Origin of the sequence: Frankia sp. AgB1.9 (assembly GCF_016786355.1) — a bacterium.
Classification (GTDB): Bacteria; Actinomycetota; Actinomycetes; order Frankiales; family Frankiaceae; genus Pseudofrankia.
On record NZ_JADWYX010000185.1, the window covers coordinates 2,959 to 12,891 of the forward strand.

The 9,933-nt window shown below is 71.4% G+C and carries 8 protein-coding genes; 1 reads left to right on the top strand and 7 read right to left on the bottom strand.

The features are described from left to right. Positions 1–80 precede the first annotated feature (80 nt). Both pafA and I6A60_RS38810 read right to left on the bottom strand, forming a co-directional pair. Positions 81–1,439 carry a Pup--protein ligase gene (gene pafA, locus I6A60_RS38805; RefSeq protein WP_013424871.1) on the bottom strand — a complete coding sequence of 453 codons (1,359 nt, stop codon included), beginning with the start codon at positions 1,437–1,439 and terminating at the stop codon, positions 81–83. A 116-nt stretch (positions 1,440–1,555) separates the two neighbouring features. Then, a complete protein-coding gene (locus I6A60_RS38810) occupies positions 1,556–2,869 on the bottom strand; it encodes a hypothetical protein (RefSeq protein WP_203022218.1) in 1,314 nt (437 codons plus the stop codon). A 260-nt stretch (positions 2,870–3,129) separates the two neighbouring features. Here I6A60_RS38810 and I6A60_RS38815 point away from each other — a divergent pair, with 260 nt between their 5' ends. Further along, a complete protein-coding gene (locus I6A60_RS38815) occupies positions 3,130–3,864 on the top strand; it encodes a dienelactone hydrolase family protein (protein ID WP_203022217.1) in 735 nt (244 codons plus the stop codon). Between the two features lie 186 nt (positions 3,865–4,050). On the opposite strand, the gene prcA is transcribed toward I6A60_RS38815, so the two are convergent. The 5 genes from prcA to dop all read right to left on the bottom strand — a co-directional run bounded on the left by prcA (position 4,051) and on the right by dop (position 9,361). After that, positions 4,051–4,797 (bottom strand): proteasome subunit alpha, encoded by a 747-nt coding sequence (gene prcA / locus I6A60_RS38820; RefSeq protein ID WP_203022216.1) that lies wholly within the window; start codon positions 4,795–4,797, stop codon positions 4,051–4,053. A gap of 1 nt (position 4,798) precedes the next feature. Next, positions 4,799–5,623: a proteasome subunit beta gene (prcB, locus tag I6A60_RS38825; RefSeq protein ID WP_203022215.1), complete on the bottom strand. Its 825-nt coding sequence runs from the start codon at positions 5,621–5,623 to the stop codon at positions 4,799–4,801. Between the two features lie 16 nt (positions 5,624–5,639). Next, on the bottom strand, positions 5,640–6,566 hold the full coding sequence (locus I6A60_RS38830) for an endonuclease VII domain-containing protein (protein ID WP_203055845.1): 927 nt from the start codon (positions 6,564–6,566) through the stop codon (positions 5,640–5,642). 92 nt (positions 6,567–6,658) lie between these two features. After that, entirely contained in the window at positions 6,659–6,874 is a 216-nt protein-coding gene (locus I6A60_RS38835) for a ubiquitin-like protein Pup (protein WP_203022213.1), read from the bottom strand. Between the two features lie 969 nt (positions 6,875–7,843). Next, positions 7,844–9,361 (bottom strand): depupylase/deamidase Dop, encoded by a 1,518-nt coding sequence (gene dop / locus I6A60_RS38840; RefSeq protein ID WP_374113323.1) that lies wholly within the window; start codon positions 9,359–9,361, stop codon positions 7,844–7,846. Positions 9,362–9,933 lie beyond the last annotated feature (572 nt).

The following is a 9,933-nucleotide window of genomic DNA, read 5'->3' on the forward strand; positions in this document are numbered from 1 at the left end:
CCCCCCCGGGTGCCCGGGGCCCCGGGGGCCCGCCGCAGGGCGGGGGGGGCGGGCGCTCCGCGCCCTTTCCCCGCCCGACGTCACATGGAGGCGATCAGCTTGTCGACGCGGTCGTCGACGGAGCGGAACGGGTCCTTGCACAGGACGGTGCGCTGGGCCTGGTCGTTGAGCTTCAGGTGCACCCAGTCGACGGTGAAGTCGCGGCGCTTCTCCTGCGCCCGCTTGATGAACTCGCCGCGCAGCCGGGCCCGCGTCGTCTGCGGCGGCTTCGACTTCGCCTCGAAGATGTCCAGGTCACGCGTCACCCGCTCGACCAGACCGGCCTTCTCCATCCGGTAGTACAGGCCGCGGTCACGGTGGATGTCGTGGTACTTCAGGTCCAGCTCGGCGATCCGCGGCGACGCCAGCGACTCGTTGTGCCGGGCCCGGAACCGCTCGATGAGGACGTACTTCGTCACCCAGTCGATCTCTCGGGCGACCAGCTCCAGGTCGTCGGTCTCGATCGCCAGCAGGGTGCGGCCCCACAGGTCGAGCACCCGCTTCGCGACCGCGTCGCCGCCGCGGCGGTCGACGAACTCGACGGCCTTCGAGTAGTACTCCCGCTGGATGTCCAGCGCGGAGACCTCGCGGCCGTTCGCGAGGCGGATCTTGCGCTGGCAGGTCATGTCGTGGGAGACCTCGCGGATCGCCCGGATCGGGTTCTCCAGCGTCATGTCGCGCAGCACGACCCCGGCCTCGATCATCCGCAGGACCAGGTCCGTCGAGCCGAGCTTGAGCAGCATCGTCGTCTCGGACATGTTCGAGTCGCCCACGATGACGTGCAGCCGGCGGAACCGCTCGGCGTCCGCGTGCGGCTCGTCCCGGGTGTTGATGATCGGCCGCGACCGGGTCGTCGCGCTCGACACGGACTCCCAGATGTGCTCGGCCCGCTGCGAGATGCAGTAGACCGCGCCGCGCGGCGTCTGCAGGACCTTGCCCGCGCCGCACAGGATCTGGCGGCTCACCAGGAACGGCACCAGCACGTCAGCCAGCCGGGAGAACTCCCCGTGCCGGCCGACCAGGTAGTTCTCGTGGCAGCCGTAGCTGTTCCCGGCCGAGTCGGTGTTGTTCTTGAACAGGTGGATGTCGCCGGCGATGCCCTCCTCGCGCAGCCGCCGCTCGGCCTCCACCAGCAGGCCCTCGAGGATGCGCTCGCCGGCCTTGTCGTGGGTGACCAGGTCGGGCACCGAGTCGCATTCCGGGGTGGCGTACTCGGGATGGCTGCCCACGTCCAGATAGAGACGGGCCCCGTTCTTCAGGAACACGTTGGAGCTGCGGCCCCAGGACACGACGCGGCGGAACAGGTACCGCGCCACCTCGTCCGGGCTCAGCCGCCGCTGGCCGCGGAACACACAGGTGACGCCGTACTCGTTCTCGAGCCCGAAGATGCGGCGATCCACTCCTTGACCCTATGCGCGTCGGCGCTCTCGCGCGGCCGGACGCACGCGCCGCCCCGGGTAATTCGCCGCCGCCGGCCCATCCACGTCACCTACGGCCAGAAGCGGGGCCAATCTGGCTACACCCGGCGACCATCCGGCTGGAACCGCCCCTCCGGCCCGGCCGGCGAGCCCGCCGCGGCGCCGGGGGCAGCCGGGAAAGTCGGCTCGACCGGGAGCGGAATGCCCGGGAAACCGGCCGAGCTGGTCGGGGCCTCGCTCACCGGAACCTCACGGCCCCGGGCCCGCGACCAGGGACGCCCATGCCAGCTCCGGGTGTCGCCCACCATGATCAGCGCCACCCCGAGCGCCGCCCACACGGTCAGCACCGCGGCCGCGTCCCCGCCGCCAGAGCCGCGGAAGTAGGCCGCCGACCGCAGCAGCGTCACCCCGGCCCCCGGCGGGGCCAGCTGCCCGAGTGCCCCCCACGGCCGCGGCATCAGCTCCGGTGCCGACGACCACGCCGACAGCGCCGCCGCGACCACGAAGAACACGAACCCGCCGGTCAGGCCCACGGTGCCGCCCCGCGCCCCCAGGCCCAGCACGGTGCCCGCCACCGCCACCCCCAGCAGGGTCAGCACCCCCATCGCCGCCCAGTAGGACCCGGGCAGCACGACCAGGACGTAGCGCAGCGCCGCCGCGCCCGCCGCGCCCGCCGTCAGCGCCAGACCCGCGAGCCCGGCCAGCCGCGCGCCGCGGCGCACCGTGGTACGCGACAGCAGCACGCCCCCCACCGCGACCACCAGCACCAGCGGCAGATAGCCCGCCGACAGGCCGCCGCCGACATGGTCGGCCGGAGCGTTCGGCACCACGTCGACGACCGGGATGTCCGCCGTCGGCATCACCTGCGCGATGCCGCGCTGCATCGCCTCCGACACCGCGGGGCTCGCCGCCGACGCCACGTGCAGCGACAGCCCGCTCGGCCCGATCACGAACGCCGCGTAGGCCTCCCGGGCCCGCAGCGCCCGGTCGGCGGCGTCCCCGTCGGCGACCACCCGGACCCGCAGCGTCCCCGGCTCCGTCGTCGTCAGCTGCTCGGCCAGCGCCCGCGCCGGGCCCGACGGACCGGCGGCGAGCACCGGCAGGCCGTACGGGCGCAGGCTCGTCACGGTCCACCCGTACAGGCAGGTCAGCACCCCCACCAGCAGCGCCACCCCGACGACGACGACCAGCAGCTGGCGGGTCTCCCCCGCCGGCCGGCGGGGGCCGGCGCTGAGCTCGTCCGCGTCGCCCGAGTCCGCCCGGGGCGCCGCCGGTGTCGAACGTGGGCCGGTGATCCGGATCCGTGGGCCCGTGCCCCGGCCGACCGCGCGATGCCGGGCCCCGCCGCTCCCGGACGTCGCCGCGTCCCCGTCCTCGCCGCCGTCGGAGACACGCCGCTCGCTTGTCAGCACCGGTGCTCCCGCTCCGCGGTGCGCGGCCGCCGCACCCAGGCGCCCGCCGCCACCACTATCCGTGACCGTCCGGGCCGATCCTGTGGCAACCGGCCGGCGACTGCACGCCTGGCCCGGCGTGTCGCCGACAACCCGCGGCAGAGTCCCGGCAGAGGGCCGGATAGCGAACCGAGCCGCGCGTAGCCCGCCGACGCCGGCCTTCGCCGGGCAGCCCGGACGACCGGCGACGCCACAGCGCGGATACGGAGAGGATGAGGGGCATGTCCCCAGCCCCTATCCCAGCCGTCGACCTCACGGCGGCGGACGGCACGCCGCTCACGGCCTGCCCCCCGGCCCGCGAGCGCCAGGGCGGCGTCATCGTGATCCACGACGCCCGCGGTATCACCCCGTACCTGCGGTCGGTCTGCGAGCGGCTGGCCGCCGAGGGCTGGCTCGCCGTCGCGCCGCACCTCTACCACCGGCAGGGCTTCGCCGAGACCCCCCAGGACGGGGGCTGGGCGAGCGCGGCGACCGACATGCTCAGCCTCGACGGCACCGAGATCAGCGCCGACGTCGACTCCGCCCGCGGCTACCTGGCGACCAGCGAGGTCGACGGGGCCAACACCGCGATCATCGGCTTCTGCATGGGCGGCACCGTCGCGCTCGCCACCGCCACCCGCGCCTCGCTCGCCGCCGCGGTGTCGTTCTACGGCGGCGCCGTCAGCACGCCGTACTGGGCGGGCGTCGCGCCCCTCGTCGAGCTGGCCCCGGCGCTGCGCGGGCCGTGGCTCGGTCTCTACGGCGACCAGGACGCGCTGATCACCTCGGCCGAGATCAGCGCCCTGCGCGCCGCGGCCGCCACCTCGGCCGGCCCGACCGAGCTGATCTCCTACCCCGACGCCGGCCACGCCTTCCACAGCGACGACCGCCCGGCCATCTACCGCCCCGAGGCCGCAGCCGACGCCTGGGCTCGCGCCCTCGCGTTCCTCCACCAGCATGCGGGCGCGCACGCTTGATCATCTCGACGGTGTCGGCTCGTCAACACCGTGGACAACGCCGCGTTTCCCCATGACCCGGGTCGGCGCCGTTCGTAGGTCGCCGTCTGCTGGGTCGCCGCCTGCTGGTGATCGTGGCCTTCCACGACCACCAGCAGGGCGAACCGCCTCACCGCAGCCGTCAGGACGGCCGCAGGGAAACGCGGGTCAGGCGCCCGTCGCCGCCGTCTCGGACAGCAGGCCCTCCAGCTGCGGGCCGGTTACGCGCTTGAACTGGCGGCGCGGGCGATTGCGGTCCAGGACCGCCACTTCCAGGTTCCCCGCCGACAGCACCCGCTCACCGTTCTGCGCCGCCGCCGCGCCCGGCGCCCCCGGCTGCGTCCCGGCACCCAGCGCCCGCACCGCGACCCGCAGCGCCTGAGCCAACGGCTCCCCCGCCGTGTGGTGCTCCCGCAGCGAGGCGTTCACCTGCTCGGACTGGCCACCGATCGCGACGAAACCCCGCTCGTCCGCGATCGAGCCGTCATAGGTCAGCCGGTAGATCTGGTCCGACTCCGGCGTCGAGCCGACCTCGGCCACCACGATCTCGACCTCGTACGGCTTGATCGACTCGGTGAAGATCGTGCCGAGGGTCTGCGCGTAGGCGTTCGCCAACGCCCGGCCGGTCACGTCCCGCCGGTCGTAGGTGTAGCCCTTCATGTCCGTCAGCCGGATGCCCGCCGTCCGCAGGTTCTCGAACTCGTTGTACTTCCCGACCGCGGCGAACGCGATCCGGTCGTACACCTCGCTGATCTTGTGCAGGGTGACGGACGGGTTCTCGGCCACGAACAGGATGCCGTCCGAGTACGTCACGATCACGACGCTGCGGCCCCGCGCGATGCCCTTGCGGGCGTACTCCGACTTGTCCCGGACCCACTGCTCCGGACTTGCGTAGCCGCCGAACGGCATGGTCACGTCAGCCTCCTGGGTTCGTCAGACGATCGGCGACAAGGGCGTCCACCACGGCGCCCACCTCGTCGTCGGAGTACCGCCGGAACCCGTCGGCGGTGACGGCGGCGACCACCGGGAAGATCCGGCGAGCCATGTCCGGGCCACCGGTCGCCGAGTCGTCGTCCGCCGCATCGTAGAGCGCGTCCAGACTGAGCCTGACGACGCGCTCCTCGGAAAGGCCCGCCCGCCAGGTCTTCTTCAGCGCGCTCTTGGCGAACAGCGAACCCGAGCCGATCGCGTGGAAGCCCGGCTCCTCCGAGCGAGCCGCCGCGATGTCGTACGAGAAGATCCGCCCGACGCCACGGTCGGTGTCGAAACCGGCGAACAACGGGACGACCGCGAGGCCCTGCAGCGCCATCGGCAGGTTGCTCTTGACCATGAAGCCCAGCCGGTTCGCCTTCGCGTCCAGCGAGAGGGTGTCGCCCTCGATCTTCTCGTAGTGCTCGAGCTCGACCTGGAACAGCTTGATCAGGTCCGCGCCGACCCCCGCGGTGCCGGCGTAGCCGACCACCGAGTACTCGTCGGCGTGGTGCACCTTGTCCACGTCCCGCGTCGCGATCAGGTTCCCCTGCGTCGCCCGCCGGTCACCGGCCATGATCACGCCGCCGGGGAAGGTCACCGCCACGATCGTGGTCCCGTGCGCCACCTCGATCGCCGGGCCGGGCAGCTGCTGGCGGTTGCCCGGCAGCAGGTCCGGCGCCGCGAGCGACAGGAACTCGGTGAACGACGACGTTCCCGGCCTCATGAACACAGACGGTAGACGTCCGGCCACGCTAGATGAATCTGGCACGCATCCCCCTTCAAGGTCACGCGACAAACAGCAGGTCTCGCGCCAACAGATAGTTCAAAGCCCCGTACACCCGGTCCAGGTCATCGCCGAAGCTTCCCAGCCCGGCGTTGCAGCCGGAACACAAGATGCCACGAACCTCACCGGTCAGGTGGTCATGGTCGACGTGTTCCGCCGGGCCCGTCAGGCAGATCACGCACACCCGGCCCTGAACCGCGAGCATCTCGGCCAGTTCCCGCTCGGTCAGGCCGTACCTGCGTTCGACATGCCAGAGAGCGTGCGCGCTGCGCCCGGTCGGAACAGAACGCGGCTCACCGCTCGGCAGCGTCGGCCGTTCCGGCGAGGAACCTGTCGGCAAGGGCTCTAGCGTGCGAAGCAGGTACAACGCAGCGTTGCGGATTACGGCCAGGTCGTCCCGGAGCTGACCAAGGCCGACATTGCAGGTGAAGCACAGGAGCCCGCGGACCTCGCCGGTCGCGTGGTCGTGGTCGACGTGCTCGGCGGGCTTCTTCCGACAGATCGCGCACCGGCCGCCCTGATCCGCGATCATGGCGTCGACTTGCTCGGACCTCAGGCCATAGCGGACAAGCATGTTGTGGTTCCGCATCGAACCGTGAAGACGATCGACGCTTGCGTACGCGCGGGCGTTGTTACAGGGGCGGCAATAGGTGTGCAAACCGTCGGACGCCCGCCGCCTCGCGGCGAACTCCGACGCCGGCTTGCGCTGACCGCAGTCCGGGCAGACCCGGTACCCGTCCGGTTCCAGCGGGCGCGTGCGCCGGTTGTCCCGCAGGTCGCCCCCCTTCCTCCGGTGGTACCGCTCGCGGTTACGCCGCCGGTAGCACTCGATGCAGTAGTTGTGCCGCCCGTCCACCATCTGCGGGTGCGGGTGGAACTGCTCGAGCATCTTCTCGACGCCGCAGTCGCGGCAGACCTTCCGACTCATGCACCCTGTCTACTCCGACAGCCCACGCATGTCGATCAAAGCTCCGGCCTGGCTGTTTGACAGATGCCCACAGCGCGTGGTACGATAAAAGATTATTCACCTCCTTTTTGTATGTACCCCTTGACAAACTCCTCGGCGTTTTCCTCGAGAACGTCGTCGATCTCGTCGAGGAGTGAGTCGACGTCCTCGGAGAGCTTCTCGTGGCGCTCCTTGAGGTCGGAGCCGCTGCTCTCCTCGACCTCGGCCTCTTCGGTCTCGTTGTCGCGGCGGCTGCCGTGGGTCTGGCCGCCACTGTCCCTGCTCGGCATGTGCCCTCCTGTCGTCGCGGGCGGCGTCGCTGGACCCCGCCCGGCCAGGCAACCGCCACGCCGGGCGCGGGCCGGGAAGCCGTGGAAAACGGCCCCTCTGGCCTGCGCCTCAGGACGCTGCCTTTGATCACACTATCCCGGCCCGCCGACAGCTTCTGGCAGTTCGGGACAGCATTACTCCACCACGACTCCATCACGAACGCCCGGCCACGTCGCCCCGTCCGCCGTCAGCGGAACCCGGATCACCAGGCCAAGGCCATCTCACATCCAGGGCCGCGCACTCATGCCCGATACCCCACTGCCATGGCTCCGGTACCCAGAAGGAGGCCAGGGTGGCCTGGCGCGGGCTCCGCGCTCGCTGGGGTCGCCCTTGGGGTGCGCGCCCGCCGGGTCTCCCCCGGTCAGGCACACCCGTCCAGGCCCGCGGACGCCACGGTGGCGGCGCGGGCTCCGCGCTCGCCGAGGGTCGCCCAACCGCGCCACCTCGGGGTTCCTTGTCTGGGTCAGCCACACCCGTCCGGGTTCCCAGACGCCGGGGAACCGCATCCCGGCACCACCCTCGAGGCCTTGATCATCCCAGCAGCACTATCAGGCCTTGATCGCCGTTTTGGCCCTGCCGTGGTCACACCTCGGCCCGGAACGCAGCCACCCGAGGGCCAAATCGGCGATCAACAGCACCCCACAGCCCACGCCGACCCCCGAATCAACGAGCAGCCAGCGCAACCCCGCCAAGCCCGACCCCAAGACACGCCCAGCCAACGCAACGCAACGCAACCACCCACGACTCCCAGACCGGCCGACGCAACCACGAGCCCAGCCACCAACAAGCCCGCCCCCGGACATCCACCCCAGCCCCGATACAGCGCAGGGAGGGCGCTCAGCGCCCGAGGCGGCCGGGGTTCCTGCCGGATCGGCGAAGCCGATCTGGGAGGTCCGCAGAGGCGCGAAGCGCCGTCTCTGGCCCGCGCCTTACTTGCCGGAGAGGGCGTCCACGAGCTCGGCGGCGGTGCGGCACCGGTCGAGCAGGGTGCCGACGTGGTTCTTGGTGCCGCGCAGCGGTTCGAGGGTCGGGACACGCTGCAGGGAGTCGCGGCCGATGTCGAAGATGACCGAGTCCCAGCTGGCCGCGGCGACCTGCTGCGGGTACTTGGCGAGGCAACGGCCCCGGAAATAGGCCCTGGTGTCCTCGGGCGGCTCCGTCATGGCCCGGGTGACCTCGTCCTCGGTGAGGAGCCGCTCCATCCGGCCGCGGGCGACGAGCCGGTTGTAGAGGCCCTTGTCGAGGCGGACATCGTGGTACTGGAGGTCGACGAGCTGGAGCCGGGGGTCGTTCCAGGGCAGGTTGTCCCTGGTCCGGTAGCCCTCGGCGATGGAGAGCTTGGCGACCCAGTCGAGCTCGCGGGCGCAGCTCATCGGGTCCTGCTCGAGGCGGGTCAGGACCGACTCCCAGCGGGTGAGGATGTCGGTGGTCTGGGCGTCCGCGTCGGCGCCGAACCGGTCCTCGACGTACTTGCGGGCCTGCTCCAGGTACTCCATCTGCAGCTGGATGGCGGTCATCTTGCGCCCGTCCCGCAGGGTGACCTGGTGGCGCAGCGTCGGGTCGTGGGAGATCGCGCGCAGCGAGGCGACCGGCATGTCGACCGAGAGGTCGACGGTGAACCAGCTGTCCTCGATCATCGACAGGACGAGCGCGGTGGTGCCGACCTTCAGGTAGGTGGCGATCTCGCTCATGTTGGCGTCGCCGATGATGACGTGCAGCCGGCGGTACTTCTCGGGGTCGGCGTGCGGCTCGTCGCGGGTGTTGATGATCGGCCGCTTGAGCGTCGTCTCGAGGCCGACCTCGACCTCGAAGAAGTCGGCGCGCTGGGAGATCTGGTAGCCGGCGGTGCGCCCGTCGACGCCGACGCCGACGCGGCCGGCACCGCAGTAGACCTGGCGGGTCACGAAGAACGGCGTCAGGTGGCGGACGATCTCCCCGAACGGGGTGGAGCGGGCCATCAGGTAGTTCTCGTGGCAGCCGTACGAGACGCCCTTGTTGTCGGTGTTGTTCTTGTACAGGTTGACCGGGTGGCTGCCGGGGACCTGCAGGGCGCGCCGGGCCGCCTCGGCCATGACCCGCTCGCCGGCCTTGTCCCACAGCACGACGTCCCGCGGGTTGGTGACCTCTGGGGCGGAGAACTCGGGGTGGGCGTGATCGACGTAGAACCGGGCGCCGTTGGTCAGGATGAGGTTCGCGAGGCCGAGGTCGTCCTCGTTCGCGGGGGCGCTGGGGTCGACGATGGGTTCCCGGGGCGTCTCGAAGCCGCGGGCGTCGCGCAGCGGCGACTCCTCCTCGAAGTCCCATCTGGCCCGGCTGCCGCCGCTGGCCGTGCGATTGGCGTAGGAGTTCACCACCAACGACGAGGCCAGCATCTGGTTGGTGTTGGGCTGGCCAGGCACCGAGACCCCGTACTCGGTCTCGACTCCCATGATCCGGCGAACGCTCACTCCCTCAGCGTAGGCGGTCAGGCGCCACTTGGACGGCCGGACGGGACCGTTGTTCCTCTGTCGCTGGTTCGCTCCGGGCTGTGTCGCTGGTTCGTTCCGTCCGGGCGGCGCTGTGACATTGGTTCGCTCCGTCCGGGCAGAGCGCTCCGCGGCCGTCCTCGCCTGGCGGCTCGGACGACCACTCCGCGCTCTGTCCTCCTCCGCTGTGACATTGGTTCGCTCCGTCCGGGCGCGACGCTACGGCCCCTCACTCACGACCTCCGAAATCGGCTTCGCCGATTCCGCAGGGACCCCGTCGCTCCCGAGGGACCTCCGCGCCGCGTCCTCCTGCGCTCACGTGCCCTCCGGCGACCTCCGCTGCGGCCCAACCACGTTCGCTTCGCTCCGTGGCCGGGCCTCCGCGGAGGCACGCCTCCGGGCCGCACGGTCACCCGCCGCCGCACGTCACCCATCGGAAGACGCCTCTTCTGTGGGGCCCTTCGCTGCGCTCGGGACCGCTCGGATCGGGCCGGGGGGGGCTCGGACGTCCAAAAGCGACCCCGCCCGCGAGGCCCACGGACCTCCGTGGAGGC

What these genes read in the sequence shown, in the direction of transcription:
- I6A60_RS38815 (WP_203022217.1), top strand. Translation starts at nt 3,130, where the DNA reads ATGTCCCCAGCCCCTATCCCAGCCGTCGACCTCACGGCGGCGGACGGC.
- I6A60_RS38830 (WP_203055845.1), bottom strand. Translation starts at nt 6,566, where the DNA reads ATGAGTCGGAAGGTCTGCCGCGACTGCGGCGTCGAGAAGATGCTCGAG.
- I6A60_RS38835 (WP_203022213.1), bottom strand. Translation starts at nt 6,874, where the DNA reads ATGCCGAGCAGGGACAGTGGCGGCCAGACCCACGGCAGCCGCCGCGAC.